The sequence below is a fragment of the Affinundibacterium flavidum genome, from assembly GCF_014284175.1.
Classification (GTDB): domain Bacteria; phylum Pseudomonadota; class Gammaproteobacteria; order Burkholderiales; family Burkholderiaceae_D; genus Undibacterium; species Undibacterium flavidum.
This window is the reverse complement of sequence record NZ_JACOGA010000012.1, coordinates 74,172-93,969: the sequence shown is the minus strand read 5'-3', so window position 1 is coordinate 93,969 and position 19,798 is coordinate 74,172. Positions and strand designations below refer to the sequence as shown.

The following is a 19,798-nucleotide window of genomic DNA, read 5'->3' as shown; positions in this document are numbered from 1 at the left end:
CAGTTTGCAAGATTCAATTCATTCAAATCTAACGCTGACGCATGAACTCTTCAAACTGCGTCGCAGCCATTGGACGAGCGAAGAAATACCCCTGCACTTCATCGCACGCTTGCTCGCTCAAAAAGTTTAACTGCTCTTCAGTTTCCACTCCCTCTGCTATCGTTTGCAAACCCAAAGTTTTTGCCATACTGATGATGGCGCGAATAATCGCTTTGTCTTCTGGATCGCTGCTGATGTCGCGAATAAAGGATTGATCAATTTTCAGCTTGGAGACTTTGAATTTTTTCAAATAACTGAGTGAAGAATAGCCTGTTCCAAAATCATCGATTGCCATGCGTACCCCACGCCTATGCAAATCGTTCATGATCGCAATCGCACCCGCAGGGTCGGTCATTGCGACTCCTTCAGTTAATTCCAATTCCAAGAAATGCGCTGCTAACTGGGCAGCCTCTAAGATTTGCGAAACTGTGCCAGGTAAATCCGTATGTCTAAATTGTATCGCCGACAGATTCACCGCGATACTCAAGTGATTCCAGCCTAGCGCATGCCATTGCTGGGTCTGCATTACCGCAGTGCGCAAGACCCATTCACCGATAGTCAAAATCAAGCCCGTCTCTTCGGCAACAGGAATAAATTCGGCCGGAGAAATCGTCCCCAGTTCAGGATGGTGCCAACGTAGCAAAGCTTCGGTACCGATAACGCGACCACTTTCCAGATCTATTTGTGGTTGATACACGACTTGCAATTGCTGTCTTTCCAAGGCATACCGCAAGGCATTCACCAACTCTAAATGACGACCAGATCGCGCCTGCATTTCTTGCGTAAAGAAACGGAAATTATTTCGCCCATCTTGCTTGGCTCTATACATTGCCGTATCCGCATTGCGTAACAAAGTTTCAAGATCTTCACCATCTTCAGGATAGACCGCAATGCCGATGGAGGCAGACACATTCAAATCATATTGACCGACCAGATAACTTTGATTCACGGTTTGTAAAAGCTTCTCGGCCACACGTTCTGCACCGATCTCATCCACACCCGATAACAACAAAATAAATTCATCACCACCCAAGCGCGAAATAATATCGTCTTCGCGCAATACGTCACGCAAGCGACGTGACAGTTCAATCAAGAGCGCGTCACCGGTACTGTGCCCCAATGAATCGTTGATATTCTTAAAGTGATCCAGATCGAAAAATATCAGGCTTACCGAAGCCGCTTTACGCTTGGCCGAGCTCAATGCAAACTGCGCGCGCTCTTCTAACAAGACGCGATTCGGCAAGCCTGTTAGCACATCGTAATGTGCTAAGTATTGGATTCTTTCTTCAGTCCGTTTTTTGTCGGTAATATCTTCTTGTAGCGACAAGAAATGCGTGACCACACCATTCCCATCACGCACGGGGGAAATATGCGCGAGCTCTATCGTTTCCTTGCCGTCTTTATAGAGATTCGTCAATTCACCTTGCCAACTTTCACCTTTACGCAAGTGTTCCCACATTTCCTCATAGACAAATGAAGGCGTTTTGCCAGATTGCAATATGCTCGGCGTCTGTCCCGTCACTTGCTCCAAATTCATACCAGTTTTTTCTACAAAGGCTTGATTCACATATTCAATGCGAGCTTCGGTATCGGTAATGATAATGATATTCGGACTTTGCTCGACAGCTTGTGACAGCTTGCGCAATTTACTTTCGGTCCTGTCTTTGGCGATCGCCAGGGCTAAAAAGTGCGCAGCCATTTCCAATAAACTGATATGCCACGTTTCAGGTTTCGTTGGTACCGCGTGATAGATTGCAAAAGCACCTAATACTTGTTTATTCGCAGAGCGAATAGGCTCTGACCAACAAGCAGCCAGCTTCGCGCTTAGGGCTAACTCTTTAAAATCGCACCAATAAGGATGGCTTTGAATTTCTTCCACGATGGTACGTTGACCGGTAAACATCGCGTGACCACAAGAGCCTATGCCATCGCCTATCGCCTGCCCTTCTATCGCTTTGACAAAAAACTCAGGGAAATCCGGCATCGCACCAATACGCAAATGCACGCCATCTGGATCAAGTAAAACGATAGAACATAGACTGCCAGGCATCATTGTTTCCAGATGCTTTACAACTTCGTAAAACAAATTCTCTAAAGATTTTTCAGCATTAATTTGTTCCAACATGAAACTACGCAAAGCTTCCATTTGACGTGAGCGCTTGCGACTCATTTCTAACTCGTAACGATTGAGAGCGAAACTCAAGTCCATTGCCATCTCAACCAAAAGAGTTTGAATTTCTTCGTCAAACGCGTAGCTGCTGCCGGCGTACAAATTGATCACACCGTACACTGCACCGTTCTTAAATAAAGGAATCGCCGCCGATGCAGCCCAGCCATATTGCTGCCCTAAGGCACGCCATTCTGGATCTGCCAATTCTGTCGCCCAATCTTGCACCCAGCTGGCGCGCGCCTGTTGAACCGTATCACTGAAGGTCTGCAGATAAAGGCTTTGTCCAAAATCAGGCTGCACCGTTGGCGCAACTGGGGCGGCCATCTCAAAACTCTTGTGCTCTAGAATTTCAACCCCAGTGCCATAGGCAGCAAGCGGCAGTATCGTTTTTTGTTCGGTATCGAGTAGACCTACCCATGCCATTCTGATACCTGCATATTGCACCATATCGTTACAGATTTGCTGCAACAATTCATATTCGGAATGGCTACGGACGATCGCCTGATTGCACTGACTCAGTACATTATAAAATTGGGTCAATCGTTGATTGCGTAGTTCCGTTTGCTGCCGTTGTTGTTCTGTGTTTGCTAAAGCTGTATGCGCAATCGAAATCAAACCTAGCACACTTTTTTCTGCCTGTTTTGGAATCTGGATGGGTTCGGAAAAGTCCGCTCGGCCCAGTTTATCGAGATGCGCACGCAACTCCGCGACAGGCGCACCCAAGGTCAATTGAAAACTTTGATAAGCTCGCCACAGTAAAATCACCATCAATACGCAAATCACCATGACTAACAGGCGTAATTGATAGGCTACTTGCTGCGCGTGTTTCACTGCCTCCAGGGTACGCGCCTCCATCATCTGATGGTATTCAGCGATTGGCCACATAATGCTGGCCTTGGTCACCCTATAGTCTTCACTGGTCAATAGCGCTAAGGGTTTGATAGTCGAAGACGTACTGCCATCACGTAGCGCCTCCACCAGATCCATCGCCTGGCGTTCGAGCAGACTAAGGCGGTTAGAATTTGCCAATGCTAAAGTCAGCTTTTGATATTCTGCTTCGCTGATTTTTGCCTGACGGATCAGGTCTTGAAAAGAGATTTTCTCGCCGCTCGATGGTCGAGGCCTTTGATTATCGGACAATACCAAATCCCAATAAATCTCATGGTAATTCAAAGGGCGCTCGGCACGACCGTCTCGGATTGCCAGTATTTCATCGTAATATTGACGATAAATCGGCATACCCGAAGTCGCATAGGCACGAGCCATGCGCGTCAAATCATCCGATGATTGACGCATTTCATTCCCTAATGCATGGGCAGCGAAACGCTGTTCATTGGCGATATCAACTTTTTTCTCGGCTTGGACGTAGATAGTAAACGCAATTGAAAACGCCAAAATCATGGCTAGAGTTAGCCAGAAATTTCGGGTGAATTTTGTCAGACTATACGTAGAGATCATAGCGATCATTGTTATTTGTCGTTCAAGATGGGAGCCGCGGATCAAGCCAAATAGGACCAGACTCGTCTATGCATAGACAGGCAGGAGCTGACCGGGTTCATTTTGTGAGCAATCAACTATCTTGTTTATAACACGTCAAACTGTTGATACCTTGATCGAAAATAAGAAAGCTGTCTAGGGAAATATGTAAAACAATCGCTGCAATGCGACAAAAAACATTCCTAAAAAACAAGCAAAAAAAATGGATGTCATGCGTAACTTCCATGACATCCATTACATCCATTCTTTACTTACCTTGATTTACCTCGACTTACCTCGGGCAGTGTTAGCCAACACCAACTTCGCTTTGCCCCATCAATCAAGCTCAATCCAGTGTATCGCTCTGCTCTCCTGTTTTAGGATGCACACGTACCAACACGATGCGTGGGCCATTCATCTTTTTCACCACCACATCAAATTGCGGGAATTCTATCTTTTGGCCTTCCTCTGGTAGATCACCGAGCGCATGCATAATCAATCCACCGATGGATTCAACTTCTTCGCTATCAAGATCGATGCCTAAAGCAATTCCCAGCGTAAATAATGGTAGGCTACCTTTACCAATCAAGGTGCCATCATCGAGCAGCGTCCAGTCGTTATCATTTTGACGGAACTCATCCCGAATCTGTCCGACCAAGGCGCTCAATAGATTATCCAAAGTTAAAAAACCTACCGGCTTACTATCGCGATAACCAACCATGGCGAAGTGTGGCGCTCCCTTACGGAAACGACGGAATAATTCAAGTGCAGGCGTATTCGGTGGCACATATTCAACATGGCGCAAATGCTTGCTAAGATCATCTAGAGACTTACCGCTTTGCTGCGCCAAAAACAAATCCTTCAAGTGCAACATGCCAAGTACAGTTTCTCCGTCACTATCGATATACGGATAACGGCTAAAACGATTGCGTGCCGCGGTCGCCATGTTTTCTTCCAGACTCACATCCTTATACATCGCCACGACTTCATTAATAGGGCGCATTAGATCTGAAATCTCGAGATCGCCGAAATCCAGCATCTGCGCCATGATGCTCCATTCATCCGGTGTGAGTTTTTTACTGGCATGACTGCCACGCAAAATCATTTTCAACTCTTCGGGAGAATAATGCGAATCACTGCCATGACTGGCATCCAAGCCCAACCACGATAAGACGGTATTGGAGCTTTTATTCAATACCCAAATCGCCGGAAACATCGTCCAGTAAAACAAATACAAAGCTGGCGCAGTCCACAAGGAAACTCGTTCAGGCGTACGGATCGCCATCGATTTTGGCGCCAATTCGCCAACTACGATATGCAAAAATGAGATCACGAAAAACGCGAAAAATAAGGAAATGCGATGTATCCATTCGGCAGAATCAATACCGACCATGGTCAGCAAAGGCTCTAAGATACGTGCGAATGCGGGCTCACCGACCCAACCTAAACCTAGCGATGCCAGCGTAATACCGAGTTGACAAGCAGAAAGATAGGCATCGAGATTTTGATGTACAGCAACAAGTAAGCGGCCACGAAATCCACCGACTTTGGCCAGGCTACGTACTCGGGTTGCCCTGAGTTTGACTAAGCCAAATTCTGCCGCCACAAAAAAACCATTGAGCAACACCAGAAACAATGCTGCCACGATATACAAAATATTATCCAACGCCGGACTTTCAAAAATAAACCAAGCTCTACTTTACCCTAGAAATACGACAAGATTGTGGCAAAACCAACTTGCCGCATAAGCTATCCCCCCAAATTGCCGGTCAAGGTACATTAAAAATTCCCATAAAGTCGATTCGGTAATTATCTCAATCAGAAAAATTGCACTCCTTTCATTCCGCTTTTCCGTCATTTCATCATTGTTAAATTCTGTGTCATCGCATTTTGATTGACAAGCGTTAATACAAAATTGACACTGCACATCGCTTCACAATTTGCACCAGTTTTTGCTTTCACATGTCGCTCTAGATGGGATTAAACAATGAACACAAAATACCAACTCTCCGCTGTATTCTTACTATTGAGCATCAGCTCTCTACAAATCAGCCAAGCTCACGAGTATGAAGCTTTAATTAAGGCAAAAAAATATGCCGAAGTCGAAAAAGCCACCAGCACTAAACTCAGCAGTGAGCCCAACAATCCAGATGCCTTAGTCGCACGAACAGAACTCATATTAATAGAAGGCAAAGAAAGCCGCCTTGACGAAGCCGTCAAACTCGCCGAGCAATGCATTGCTGCCAATCCCAAAAACTCCGAATGTCAGGAAGCGCTAGGCAATACGCTGGGCACTAAAGCAATGCGCGGTGGCGTCATGTCTGCCATCAGTTATGTCGGCAAGATTCGCGACTCCTTCAAGAAAGCCATCGAACTCGATCCATCGAACTTCAGCGCACGCAGCTCTTTGATGCAATTCTATTTACAAGCGCCTAGCTTCGTCGGTGGCGGCACAGGCAAAGCCAAAGATTTTATCGTCGAAACCATTAAATACAGCCCTGCTGCAGGCGCACTGCTACAAGCTTCACTCGATTTACATGAGGAAAATATAGAGCGCGCAACTTCTGTTGCCCTGGCGGTTAACACCTCCAACTCAGAGGCGCTCGCCAAGCATCAACGCAATGTACTGTCGAATATTGGACACGCCTTAGTCAACGATAAAAAAATGACGGAGGCAGAAAAAGTCTTCCGTGAATTATGTAACCGTTTTCCCGATTCATCGCTGGGATTTTATGGTTTAGGCAAGACTTTGCAAGAGCAAGGAAAAGCAAAAGATGCGCTGCCATTCTTAGAAAAATCCGTGGTGATTGATGCCAGCGCAAATGCACTTTATCGCATAGGCAAAGCATGGCAAACACTAGGCGATAAAGTCAAAGCGATCGCTGCCTATGAAAAAGCTTTGAGTTTCAAACCTGAACTATCTAAGAAGATTAAATCGGAAGTAGAAGATCAATTGAAAGCCTTGAAGTCATAAATCTTGTTTAGTCTTGGGGGGAGCTTAAATCAACGAGCTCCCCCTGAGCCCGCCCCCTCCCTGCATTCGCTTTGACAAGCATCAAGTAAACCCTGAATAGGCCAGGAACGTGGCCAAGTCAGGCGCAAGACACCGCTACAATGTGGACTGAGAATCCTCTCAAATCAGTCGATTAGCCAAGTTTGCCTTTATGAAAACTGCGATGTCCACCCCGCCACGCCCACCTGTTGCTGTGCCTCATAATCTTTTCGAAGATGTGCTGGCGATTTTTACCGGTACCTTATTGGTCTCGCTGGGTGTCGCCTTATTTAATCAAGCTGGCTTATTTACTGGCGGCACGGCGGGTTTGGCATTTCTGATTCATTATGCAACTGACTTATCTTTTGGCGCAGTCTTCTTTGTGTTGAATCTACCCTTTTATTGGCTGGCTTGGAAACGGTTGGGTTGGCGTTTTACGCTCAAGACTTTTATTTCTGTCGCCTTAGTTTCTGTCATGTCAGGTCTGCATCCTAAGATGGTGCAACTGAGCGCATTGACACCTTTTTATGTCGCAATGATAGGCGGCTCCTTGATGGGTGTTGGTTTTATTGTGCTATTCAGACATCAAGCTAGTTTGGGTGGTATCAATATTTTGACGCTGTATTTGCAAGAAAAACATGGCATTCGTGCGGGCAAAATGCAAATGGGCATTGATCTGTGTATTGTATGCGCCTCGTTCTTACTGGTATCGCCCATGGCAATGTTGGCTTCTGTGATTGGTGCGGTGGTCTTGAATTTGGCGATCATGCTCAATCATCGCCCAGGGCGCTATCTGGCCGTGTGATGCCGATTGTGATTCCTATCGTCATGCCGATTTTGATGCTTATCCTGATGCCCTATTGCCTAGATTTGCGCAACGAAAGTTTCGAGGATATCCTCTAAGTTCTCGAGGCGAAGGCAGTGCTGACAAAATACTTGTGTAAAATCGGTGAGCTAAGCACCGCCGACAGAAGCAGTGCTATCCTTCACTCCACTCCAGAAACCCAGCGAGGAAACCCAGATGAATCAAGTCGTCATCAGCGGCACCGGTCTTTACACGCCCACCGAATCCATCTCCAACCAAGAACTCATCGCTAGCTTTAATGCCTATGTCGAGCAATTCAATCAAAGCAATGCTACCGCGATTGCAGCTGGCGGGATTGCAGCGCTAGAAACATCCAGCGAAGCCTTCATTGAAAAAGCTTCTGGCATTAAATCGCGCTATGTAGTCAACAAAGCTGGCGTATTGGATGTCAATCGCATGGTGCCACATATCGCTGAACGCAGCGATGATGAGCCGTCGATCATGTGTGAAATGGCAGTCGCGGCTGCCAAGCAAGCCTTAGAGCGCGCCGGTAGAACAGCAGCGGATGTAGATGCGGTAATTTGTGCAGCCAGCAATATGCAACGTGCCTATCCAGCGATGGCGGTCGAGATTCAGAACGCCCTCGGGATTGATGGCTATGGCTTCGATATGAATGTGGCTTGTTCGTCTGCGACTTTTGGCATACAGGCTGCCATGAGTGCGATTCAAAGTGGACAGGCACGCGCAGTCTTAGTCGTGAATCCAGAAATCACCAGTGGTCATTTAAACTGGCGTGATCGTGATAGTCACTTCATTTTTGGTGATGCTTGCACGGCGATTCTTTTAGAGCGCGCAGATCTAGCGACCTCAGCACATCAGTTCAGCATTTTGGGGATGAAACTGAAAACGGCATTTTCAAATAATATCCGCAACAACTTTGGTTTCTTAAATCGTGCCGACGAAAGCGGTATTGGTAAAGCCGACAAATTATTCCGCCAGCAAGGTCGCAAGGTGTTTAAAGAAGTCTGTCCTATGGCCGCGGAAACTATCACAACTACCGTGCAGGCAGCAGGATTAGAAGTGGACAAAATTCAACGCTTCTGGCTGCATCAGGCAAACTTGAATATGAATTTGCTGATCGCCCGTTTGATTTTGGGACGCGATGCCAGCACAGAGGAATCACCAACCATTTTGGACACCTACGCCAATACGTCTTCTGCAGGTTCTATCATTGCTTTTCACAAGCATCAGGATGATTTAGCAAAAGATGCGATAGGTGTTATTTGCTCGTTTGGTGCGGGTTATTCGATAGGTTGTGTGGTGGTGAAGAAGCTCAACTAAGCAGCTGTTTTTTGAAGTCTTGAATCGCCCGCCCCCTTTTGAAGGCATAGGCATCAACACAAATCCTTCAGTATCATGAAAGAAACGATAAAACAGTGAAAGTGTGTCATTCCTGCGTAGGCAGGAATCCAGTGACGTTCGTTAAGCAAGCAAAGACACTGGGCTCCTGCCTACGCAGGAGCGACGACAAATACTTTCACTGACTATTCAACTTGTTATATATCTATACTTTTAATGGGAGAAAATTATCAGTATATTTCGCATCGCGCTATCTTGAATCTATCAAGCACTAATCGTCTCGCCATCCATCCCATAATTCATTTGCCAGCACCAGCCTTCTCTTTTTGCGCCTTCGCAATCAGCCAATCCAAGACTGGCAATAAAGCCTGATTCGCTTGCTCTTCAGATGGCCGTCCATATTCATTACCGGCCATAGACGGTGAGGTGTGGAAGCGTCCATCGACAATTAAAGTCGGCCAAGAGCTGACTTCATAATCAGCCATCACCCGTTGCGAACGACCTTGTTTGGTCTTCACTGTGAATGAGTTATACGCACTAAAAAATGCTGCTTTATCGATACTAGTTTTGTTGATGAAATCACGCACCTGTTCATCCGTCATCAATCGATTACGTTGCACGTGATAGGCGTCAAAGATTTGGTTATGCAATTCATCTGCCTTACCGATGGCATCGAGCGCGAAGAATAATTTTTGTTGCGTTTCCACACCGGGATTCAAAACATGGATGCGTTTGAAATTGATTTTGTCACCCTGCTTTTTTACCCACTCAGCAAGGGTCGGCTCTAAGCCATAACAGAAGTGGCAATAGTAAGCGAAGAATTCAATCACTTCGATTTTAGAGCTGGAACCAGTACTCTGCACTTCTGACAAAACCGTGTACTCGCGACCTACTTCAGGTTTGACGATAGACGCCTGTACATTCATGCCCAGATTCAAATTCAGGCACCCCAATCCCGCGACGGCAATGAATTGTGAGAAGCGGCGACGTTTCCATTGTGCGTCCACACTATTTTGCATAGCTTTTATCCCAAAAAATAGTCTAATGAAATTGAAAGTCGCAGTATAAACGGAATCTCTACAATCTATCAGCCACGTCGTTTCAAACCTATCCAGGCACCATAGGCGGGCAAGCTTAAGCTAGCGCCGTCTTTCTGCCCCACTAAGCCATGCCCCGACAAAACGATAGCATCTTGTATCAAAGGCCAGTCTATTTGTTGCACTTGCGCGGACAAATTAAAGACCGCATACACGCTGGGTGCCCCCTCCAAGTCACGACTCAAGGCCAATAGAGGTTCGGGTAAATCGTAAAAATGGATATCGCCACGCAATAGCTGAGGAATACTTTTACGCCAGCGCATCACTTTACGCACAAAATTCAGCACAGAATCTGGATCAAGCTCTTGCTGGCTCGCTGCCAAAGCAACATGCTCCATGGACACAGGCAACCAAGGCTTCGCATCTGAAAACCCCACATACGGCTGATCAGCATCCCAAGGCATGGGCGTACGACAACCATCGCGCCCTTTTGACTCGGGCCAAAAAGTAATCCCCACCGGATCTTGCAAATCTTCATAAGCCAGCTCCGCCTCGCTCAGTCCCAACTCATCGCCTTGGTAGATACAAGGAGTACCCTTCAACATCAATTGCAAGCTCATGATCATTTTGGCGAAAGCAGGTCCAGCCGACTTGCCACCCCAGCGCGTCTGCACCCGCACTACATCATGATTACCAACTGACCACGATGCACCACCATCTTTCACGCGCGCTTCAAAGGCTTCTACTTGTGCACGTATATGCGCTACCGAAAACTCGGCGGTCAGCAAATTAAAGCTATACGCCATGTGCAAACGCTTACCACCTTCGGTGTATTGCGCCATCACTTCAAGCGCATCATCGGCACCGATTTCTCCTATAGAGATCGCCTGATATTCATCGAGCAAGATTCGCACGCGCTCCAAAAATGCTAAATTTTCTGGACGCGAATTATCGTAGATATGCGCCTGCATACCATACGGATTAGAAGCCGCAACGTTCACTGTATTTTGCTTCGCTGCAACGGGATTGTTCCGCAATTGCTGATCATGAAAATGATAAATGCAAGCATCCATACGAAAACCATCAACACCGCGTTCCAGCCAAAATCGCATGTTTTCCAAATGCGCATCTTGCACCGCAAGATGATGAAAATTCATATCCGGCTGACTGGTCAAGAAATTATGCAGATAGTATTGGCAACGACGCGTATCCCATTGCCACGCAGAGCCACCAAATATCGATAACCAATTATTCGGCGGCGTACCATCGGCTTGCGGATCGGCCCACACGTACCAGTCGGCTTTAGGATTATTTCTGCTGCTGCGACTTTCAGCAAACCAGGGATGACTTTCTGCAGTATGTGACAAGACCTGGTCGATCATGATTTTCAAACCCAGCTCATGCGCACGCGCAATCAGCGTATCAAAATCGGCCAGCGTGCCAAACAAAGGATCGACATCACAATAGTCGGCAACGTCATAACCAAAGTCTTTCATCGGCGAAGTGAAAAAAGGTGAAATCCAAACGATATCAACGCCCAGACTGGCGATGTAATCAAGCTTCTCGGTGATGCCTGGTAAATCTCCAATACCGTCACCATTGCTATCGTTAAAACTACGCGGATAGACCTGATAAATCACAGCCTCGCGCCACCAGTCTGTTTTATTTGCAGTGAAATTTTTCATTGCTTTGCCATAACTTATTTCGCAATAATAAAGAACGTATTTGACCCGTCATTGACAACTTAGTTCCCACCTGACAAATCACGAAAACACACCAACATCCCAGATAAAAAAAGCCCCTCACTTACTCACGCAAGGAGGGAGCCGAAACTCATCATCGAATTATTTTCCCCTCCGATGTGAGCAAGAAATTCTGGTTTTACTCCTTCCCCTTCAAGGGGAAATTCTTGGTGTTTCGCAAAGCACGCTTTGCGCCAAGAATTTCTAAGCTACTTGCAAGTAGCGCGGTGGACGGTTGGGATGGGGATGGGTTATTGTCGGCTATTTTACGGCGCTTCCATCTTGAACCTTAAACCCATCCCCACCCTAGCCCTCCCCTTGAAGGGGAGGGAATATTCGTTGTACCTTGACGTTTGCCTTTATATCAGTATCAACACAAAGCACATCACCGCGCCACCGTCAAAATCTGACGAGCAGCCACTTGCTTTTCCGCACCTGTCAGTTGCAAACTCAAACCCACATCCGATTCATTTTCTATCATGATAGAACCACTAGAAACGGTCACTTTCAACAAGGCACCACGAAAGGTAATACGGAAAGAATAGCCCTGCCATTGCTTAGGCAAACTAGGATTTAAATGCAATACACCTTGCTGTACACGCACACCGCCAAAGCCTTCGACCACCGACATCCAAGTGCCTGCCATCGACGTGATATGCAAGCCATCATCGGTATCATGGTTGTAATCATCGAGGTCCAAACGCGCAGTCCGCAGATAAAATTTGTACGCCAAATCTTCATAGCCGAGCGACGACGCCAAGATAGAATGAATACATGGCGACAGCGAAGACTCATGTACCGTCAGTGGTTCATAGAAATCAAAATTCTTCTTCAGCGTCTCTTTATCGTAGTTCGCCTCAAAGGTGTAAATTCCCTGCAAAACGTCGGCTTGCTTGATATAGCAAGAGCGCAAAATTCTATCCCATGACCAATTTTTATGAATAGGGTATTCGCCCTTAGGAATCGCTGACATCGGCAACAATTCTTTATCCATAAAGCCATCATGCTGGATAAACACGCCAGTTGGCGCGTCCACTGGCAAAACGATTTTTGCAGCAACGTCGGCCCAAATCGTTTCTTCGTCTTCGTGTCCACCTAGCTGGGTCTTCGCTACGATTTCAGCATAGCGCACAGGATCACTGGCTTTGACTTGCGCTAAAGACTCACGGGTGTAATTCAGAGTCCATTGCGCCAGCAAATTGGTATACCAATTATTGTTGACGTTATTTTCGTATTCATTCGGCCCCGTCACACCCAACATGATGTAGCCATTGCGACGATCTGACCATTGCACGCGTTGACGCCAGAAACGAGAAATTGCGATCAAGACTTCCAAGCCATATTCTGCCAAGTAGCCAACATCACCCGTATGATTGATGTAGTTGTAAATCGCAAAACTCATGGCGCCATTGCGGTGAATTTCTTCGAAGGTAATTTCCCATTCGTTATGGCATTCTTCGCCATTGATGGTCACCATAGGATACAAAGCCGCGCCATGTTTAAAGCCCAACTTGGCGGCATTTTCGATCGCGCGACCAAGATGTTTGTAGCGATACACGAGCAATTGACGCGCTACTTTGGGGTCCGCAGTTTTCAGATAGAACGGCAAGCAATATGCTTCGGTATCCCAATAAGTCACGCCGCCGTATTTCTCGCCTGTGAAACCTTTAGGACCAATATTTAAGCGCTCATCTTCGCCGGTATAGGTTTGATTCATCTGCAAAATATTGAAGCGAATTGCTTGCTGTGCAGCGACGTCGCCTTCGATAGTGATATCGCATTCTGCCCATTTTTTCGCCCATGCTGCACGCTGCTCGCTCAGCATTTGTTCATAGCCTTTTGCCTGAGCAGCCGCTGCACTTGCTTGTGCTGTGGTTTGTATCGTCGCCTTCTCTGCATAGAGCGATGAAATCACGGCGACGTATTTAATCAAGCTGACAGACTGTCCCTGTGCGATATCAACATGCACGACATTCGCGACAAATTTTTCTTTCGATACAGGTTCAGCTTGCAAAGCCTGAGGTGCACCATCGATTTCCAAAGATAATGAAAATGCTGTCGCTACATGAAATGCTGTCTTCTTTGTTTCGCCCGTAATCGCTGCGCTACCGGTTTCCGCAGTACGCGAAATTTCTACCCAAAACTGTTCATCGTAATTGGAATCTTGATTGACGACATTCAAGTCCAATAGAGGAGTGAAACTGAGTTTGCCACTGAAATTCAATGCCTTGACCGTATAGCGAATCACCGCATTGTCCGTATCAACAATGCTAGTAAAACGCGTAGACTGTACTTCGATCTGCTTGCCTGATGCCAGCGTCGCCACAAAGCTGCGCTGCAAGAGTCCTTCTTGCATGTTCAAGACGCGCTTAAAATTCGCCACACTCGCCGTTGCCAGATCGAGTTCTTCACCATCAACGTTGACGTTAATACCTATCCAATTAGTCGCATTGAGCACCTTGGCAAAATATTCTGGATAGCCATTTTTCCACCAGCCGACACGGGTTTTGTCAGGGTAATAGACGCCAGCCACATAACTACCGCGCAGACTGTTGCCACTGTATTTTTCTTCAAAATTAGCGCGCTGGCCCATCTTGCCATTGCCTATCGAAAAGATACTTTCGGAGATACGATTCAAAGCAGGATCAAAGCCTTCTTCGATAATATTCCACGGGTCTTTTTTGATGTAATCTCTCATTGCTGTTTTGTCCGTCTTTGATATATTTTGTTAACTAATTTCATTCACTATTTTTTTTGAATCAGGCAAAGCGCGCCAACACATCCGCAACACTCAAACCCGCAAAATTGGGTAACACAAAATGCGCCTGGTCCAACACCACCGCGCTACCGATGCCGACCACCTTCATGCCCGCATTGCGCGCAGCTTGCACACCTGCCACCGCATCTTCAAACACGATGCAATCACTGACTGGCACCGCCAATTCTTCCGCTGCTTTTAAAAACACTTCAGGATCAGGTTTGGCCTTGCTAACTTTATTGCCATCGACAATCGCATCAAACTGATCGAGCAACTGGATACGCTCTAAGATCAAAACCGCGTTTTTACTCGCTGATCCCAAAGCCACTTTCATGCCCTGCTCGCGCACCGAACTCAAAAACTCCGCCGCTCCCGGCAAAATTTCTTCCGGTCCGATTTGCTGTATGTATTCCAGATACCAGCCATTCTTACGTACCAAAGCCGCATCAAATTCCGCTGCATCGAGCTCTTTGCCGCCTAAGTGCAAAATCAATTTCAAAGACTCAATTCGACTCACACCTTTGAGTTGCTCATTGTCGTGCTCAGTAAAATCAAAACCCAAACTATTCGCCAAACGCTTCCAAGCCAGATAGTGATACTTCGCGGTATCCACAATCACGCCATCGAGGTCGAAAATGCAGGCTGGTTTCATAGGTTTACTCGTATTCTGAAAAAATTAAAAGGCGCTGAATTAATGGTTTCTAGTGATTTTGAGGGATTTTCAAGATCAAAATTCAAAGCGCTTTGGATTGTTTCAAAGTTTAATTCAAAGCGCTTTGAAAAGTAAAGAAAAGAATACGAGATTTTGTTGTTTTGTGGACTCCGATAATTTTGATTCATTCGAGATTACGGAGCAACTTATTATGCAGCTAACAATAAGTAGTATGAATGCTGTTATGCCGATTTTCTATAGATCAAAAATTGGTACAAATTTTGTATGTCTTCCTATACGATTGAAGTATCATTGCGTTTTTTAATTTCTATATTAGCTTTTCTTTCTCGCTTCAAAACCAAGAGAGACCATATGAAATGCGTAATAGCCTTAATGTTCATGCTTGTCGCTTCGTGCGCTCGTGCCAACTGTCAAGACAGTTGGTTGGAATAACATCGCGATCCAAAACGATGAAGAGTTGTTAGTCAAATGCAGATTGTCATAACCAAGCACTATGAATACCTTTTCATGATCAAATTAACAAAGCGGAGCATCTATGAAAACTATCTCTAAAATTATTGCAACTCTATGCTGTTCCTTTGCGCTACTTAGCCATTCTCAGCTAGTCAACGCGGTCAATAATCCCCCACAAAATACCAGCCAACAACAGGCAAGCACAAATTGTTCAAGTCAACTGCCTCCATTTCGCGACCTTGATTTTTTAATAGGAGACTGGGAGTTTTTTACGCAAAATGGAATCAAAATAGCAGACCAGCATTATAGTAGTCGCGGCCAAGGCTGTTTGATTCTTGAAGACTGGAAAGAACTTTCTGGTGCCACCGGGACAGGAATGAACTTTGTTGACCCATCTTCAGGAAAATGGCAACAAGTTTGGATGAGTGCGGACTTCCATATCAACTATTCTGGCGGCATGAGAGACGACGGCAGCTTTGTTTTAGAAGGTCGTATTTTTCCAAACAGTGGAGCCGCGTCTTCACTCTTCAAAGGTATCTACTCAAAACAAGCTGATGGATCGGTTATCAAGGAATTTTTAATTTTTAGTGAAAAATCCAACTCTTGGCAACGTTTCTTTATTGGAGTTGCCCGGCGCAAACCTTAAAAAAATCAACTAGAAAAGTTTATCCGCCAACCGAAAATCAAACTCTTATTATTAATTAGAAATTCATACAACCGATACTGCATCATTCTTGACGTGTTTCCCATAAAAAAACACCAAGCAGAAAATTGCTTGGCGTTTCTTATGCGTTTCTTATGCGTTTCTTAAGTTCAAACGCTAAATTTACTCGACCTCAAATTCCCCCACAAACACAGTACTACCTGCATCCTTTAAACGCAGCGTCAGCATTTTTTCCTGTTCTTTTGGGGTGCCAAAATGCAAGATGAGTTTGACTTGTAGTGTGGTTGCGCCAGCAATGATTTGTTGGCGGTTGCCGTAGAAATTAGTTTCTATTTTGTATTTGCCTGGAAGCGCTTTGCGTAATGAAAATTCTTCTGGGCCATAACCTTGAGTCGCATCGCGGGTCATGCGTCCACCTTGTGCCGTCGCATTATGACCGAAGTAGCATTTTTCGCCTAAAGGATCGCTGACCCATAAATCCATGTCGCTGTTATCCGCATCCCAAGTCATGACGACACGAATATCGAGTGGAAGGTTTTTCAAGAGGCGCGTATCGATTGCACTCAAATTGAGTTTGATGTCTTCTGCTTGCGCTTTGGCGATGATGGCATTCATTTCGGCTAGGCTAATTGATTCGATATCGACAAAACGACCATTCCATTGTCCTTGCGCTACTTGATAAAGATTGTCGATCGCGGCTTGATATTGTTTATTAGCTGCCAGTGCTAAACCATAATCACGGAATGATTGCGGCTCTTCCTGCGCGATGCGGGTGATTTTTTCAAAAATTGGTAAGGCAATTTCGGCCGCATTTGCTTCCAACAAACGGTAACCCAAAATACGCAATATGGCGCGATTTTCCAATTCCATTTCCGCCAAATTGGAGAGCACACGCAAGGCTAAATCGCGTTCTCCTTTTTCAAATAAGATATCGGCTGCATCAAGAAAGAATGCGCTGCTATTGGTGTAGCTAGGTTTTTCATCGAGATAGATTGAATACAAATTCGCCTTATCAGCTTCTTTCATGCGGCGAATATAAGCTGCATCTGAAGTCCATTTTTTCATACTGATGCTGAGCTGCGTGTTACGGCTGAGCGCTGGCGTCGCTACTTCCTGATCGCTGGCGCGTATATTCGAGCCTGTAACGGTGATCTTGGATCTTGCTGCTACAGGTTCAGGTGACCTTTCCGCAAGCATGATGGGTCTGATTTGCGGTTCCGGAACAGGAGCCGCCTCTGATCTGGAAAATCCATTGTTGGTTCTTGTAAGCACTTCGGACGGCGCGCTTCTTTGTGCGTCGACACTATCTTTCATTGCGGCGAGAGATTTTTTATAGGCTAGGATTTTTTCACTGAAATCCGTTTCCCACCATGTGACTTTTCCTTGAAATTGTCGAACAATACTTTCAAGCTTGTTTTGTTTTTGCTTGCTTAAGCCCATTTCGGATTGCGCTTGTAATTGCTCGACTTCTTTACGCAACTCTTCCGGTGGCGTGATGTTATGACGAGCATAATCATCAGCCCTTTCTAAGACAATTAGAGACGTTTCGCTGGTCGGGATGCTGAATTGCTGACCGATACGGCGAATTTCACCGCGGTGGCGTTCAGGATTCGCCTCTAATTCTTGCAAACGATAACGCGCCCATAGATGTGCAGCTAAAGGAGAACTAGGCGCATTACTATTAATGTTGAATGGAAGCTTGATTATTTTCCCTTGACGCATCAAACGCAAATTCAAGGTACTGGTTGGCGCACGCAAAATGCCACTGATACGTAGGAATTTTCCGCTTGGTGATGTACTTTCAAATTGCAGATCACTGATATTATCTCCTATCGCATCGAGCACACGCACACCCTCATGCAGTAATTCCTGCGCAGCTCGACCGGCATGTTCACGATGGACGCGAATATAACGCCCACCATTTTGTTGTGCCAAGGCGACTAGACTCGGGCTATTTGTACTGCTCGCTGAAGAGAGTATGAATAAGCGTTGGTCTTTATTCAAAGTCGGGTACTTATTTTCTCCGTAATTAAGTAAGCCATCGCTGAAGAATAAATATTCTTCAACCTGACGCTCTACTTTCCAATCACCTAGTGCACTCGCACCATCGTAAATAGTGCGCTCTAATTCTTTGCGTAAGCTAACCCAATTTCCATCCTTAACGAAAAAGCTAATTGTGTCGTCGGGACGATCACGCAGACGGGTAAGGCGTACTTCCGCATTGGTAACCGCTTTGAAATACAGATCTAGTTCATTGAGTTCGGCTTGAATGTCACGATTTTTTCCTGAACCGGAACTATCCCACAACAAGCCTATCACTTTGGGTAAAAGTCGCGCTTGTATAAGATTGTCTAACTTAAGCTCAGCCAGAAAATAGCTTTGCCCTTGAAATTCCTGAATGAAACTTTGTGTTTTTTGCGTATCGCCTACTTGTATTAGCAGCGGACTATTTTGACTTAGATCTTGGTCATCTAATTGCAATACTTGTTCTCGACTTTTTCGTTCGAAATTCCATTTTTTTGCACCTAAAGTTGCATATGCTTGGGCATTTTCGCTTGTGCTCTTAATCGTGATACGTGACGACTTCGCCCCTTTAAAACTCGCTAGTGCAAAAGGCAATTGCCATTGTCCATTTTTGTTTTGCAAGACATGTGCGAGTTGGATTTCTACTGTACGTTTGCCTAAAGCTGGCAAAGGGTAAACACGTAATTTGAAATTATTTCCTTGCGTGACTTCGAGCAAACCAGGATCAATTCCGCGTCGTTGAATTTCTTCAAAGACTTGTCTACCTTTCGCTTTTTCTACTGGAACAGCACTGCGTTGCTTGCCGTTGATATCCAACGAGAATCCGGTAATGCTTTGCCCATCTTGCAAAGGAAATTCTAAATTTCCTTCAAGTAGGCGATGATTCGGATTGTAAAACACCATCGTGACACTGGATTGCGCCATGCTTCCAGCGACCACCGTATTGATTTCTAAACGTTCGAGCTGAATAGCCTGTTCCGCTTTGGCCACTCTGATCAAAGTAGGGAAAATCGGAGTTCGGGGTGGGTGTGGAATCGATGGTGGGGCTTCAGGAGGTGTAATTTTCTTTCGTGGTGAAGGAGTATTCTGCTCACCCTGCGCTCGACTTGTTGAAATACAACTGATACTGAGTATGACGAAAAGTGTGAATCCCAGTGCACCAACAACAAGATCGCGCATAGTTTTTTGTTCCATAAACAACTCCTAAAGCAGTTAATACAGTTTCCAAATATGAACAGATTTAACTGTTAAATTAATTTCGTCCACCCGATCGTCTTGCGCATTATGAGTGGACTGAGCGTTCAAGCGATCCACATCTGCGCTTGCGAAATTCCCTTGACAATCGCAAGCATGAATTTATGGATGCGGATAAAAAATGTGCAGGTGAATCGTCGACACAAGTGTAGTGGATAATTTACACATAGTCATGCCTATTTACATAGGGGACGATTTGTATTCTTCCAATTTTTTGATTGACTCATGCAAATATCATCGCCAGAGTCAATGCTGATGCTAATATCCGATAAGTGAATTCATGGAATCAAATAAATATCACGCATGCTTGCCCGAACAAAGATGGGGAGTCTCCGCAACCTCTGCGTTTAG

11 protein-coding genes are annotated in these 19,798 nt (G+C 45.6%); 4 read left to right on the top strand and 7 right to left on the bottom strand.

Features of this window, described 5'->3' with window-relative positions; translation table 11 throughout:
• Positions 1 to 28: 28 nt before the first annotated feature.
• Together H8K55_RS13875 and H8K55_RS13870 are read right to left on the bottom strand one after the other, a co-directional pair.
• Positions 29 to 3,610 carry a bifunctional diguanylate cyclase/phosphodiesterase gene (locus H8K55_RS13875; RefSeq protein WP_222612476.1) on the bottom strand — a complete coding sequence of 1,194 codons (3,582 nt, stop codon included), beginning with the start codon at positions 3,608 to 3,610 and terminating at the stop codon, positions 29 to 31.
• A 421-nt stretch (positions 3,611 to 4,031) separates the two neighbouring features.
• Positions 4,032 to 5,351, bottom strand: coding sequence for a hemolysin family protein (locus tag H8K55_RS13870; protein WP_186942656.1), 1,320 nt, complete (start codon positions 5,349 to 5,351; stop codon positions 4,032 to 4,034).
• 321 nt (positions 5,352 to 5,672) lie between these two features.
• Between H8K55_RS13870 and H8K55_RS13865 the strand changes: the two genes are divergently transcribed.
• From H8K55_RS13865 to H8K55_RS13855, 3 genes are all read left to right on the top strand, one after another.
• Positions 5,673 to 6,659 (top strand): tetratricopeptide repeat protein, encoded by a 987-nt coding sequence (locus tag H8K55_RS13865; protein WP_186942655.1) that lies wholly within the window; start codon positions 5,673 to 5,675, stop codon positions 6,657 to 6,659.
• Between the two features lie 202 nt (positions 6,660 to 6,861).
• Positions 6,862 to 7,482: a YitT family protein gene (locus tag H8K55_RS13860; protein WP_186942654.1), complete on the top strand. Its 621-nt coding sequence runs from the start codon at positions 6,862 to 6,864 to the stop codon at positions 7,480 to 7,482.
• A gap of 216 nt (positions 7,483 to 7,698) precedes the next feature.
• Entirely contained in the window at positions 7,699 to 8,823 is a 1,125-nt protein-coding gene (locus tag H8K55_RS13855) for a beta-ketoacyl-ACP synthase III (protein WP_186942653.1), read from the top strand.
• Between the two features lie 317 nt (positions 8,824 to 9,140).
• Here H8K55_RS13855 and H8K55_RS13850 read toward each other — a convergent pair whose 3' ends face one another.
• From H8K55_RS13850 to pgmB, 4 genes are all read right to left on the bottom strand, one after another.
• The gene (locus H8K55_RS13850; RefSeq protein ID WP_186942652.1) at positions 9,141 to 9,860 is read right to left on the bottom strand and encodes a thiol:disulfide interchange protein DsbA/DsbL; all 720 of its coding nucleotides are present in this window, start codon (positions 9,858 to 9,860) and stop codon (positions 9,141 to 9,143) included.
• A 68-nt stretch (positions 9,861 to 9,928) separates the two neighbouring features.
• A complete protein-coding gene (locus H8K55_RS13845) occupies positions 9,929 to 11,563 on the bottom strand; it encodes an alpha-amylase family glycosyl hydrolase (RefSeq protein ID WP_186942651.1) in 1,635 nt (544 codons plus the stop codon).
• Positions 11,564 to 12,005: 442 nt separating this feature from the next.
• On the bottom strand, positions 12,006 to 14,318 hold the full coding sequence (locus H8K55_RS13840) for a family 65 glycosyl hydrolase domain-containing protein (protein WP_186942650.1): 2,313 nt from the start codon (positions 14,316 to 14,318) through the stop codon (positions 12,006 to 12,008).
• Positions 14,319 to 14,379: 61 nt separating this feature from the next.
• Positions 14,380 to 15,030: a beta-phosphoglucomutase gene (pgmB, locus tag H8K55_RS13835; protein ID WP_186942649.1), complete on the bottom strand. Its 651-nt coding sequence runs from the start codon at positions 15,028 to 15,030 to the stop codon at positions 14,380 to 14,382.
• A 556-nt stretch (positions 15,031 to 15,586) separates the two neighbouring features.
• On the opposite strand from pgmB, the gene H8K55_RS13830 reads away from it, so the two are divergent.
• Entirely contained in the window at positions 15,587 to 16,150 is a 564-nt protein-coding gene (locus H8K55_RS13830; protein WP_186942648.1) for a hypothetical protein, read from the top strand.
• Between the two features lie 180 nt (positions 16,151 to 16,330).
• Here H8K55_RS13830 and H8K55_RS13825 read toward each other — a convergent pair whose 3' ends face one another.
• Positions 16,331 to 19,387, bottom strand: a complete 3,057-nt coding sequence (locus H8K55_RS13825) for a VIT domain-containing protein (protein WP_186942647.1) — start codon at positions 19,385 to 19,387, stop codon at positions 16,331 to 16,333.
• Positions 19,388 to 19,798 lie beyond the last annotated feature (411 nt).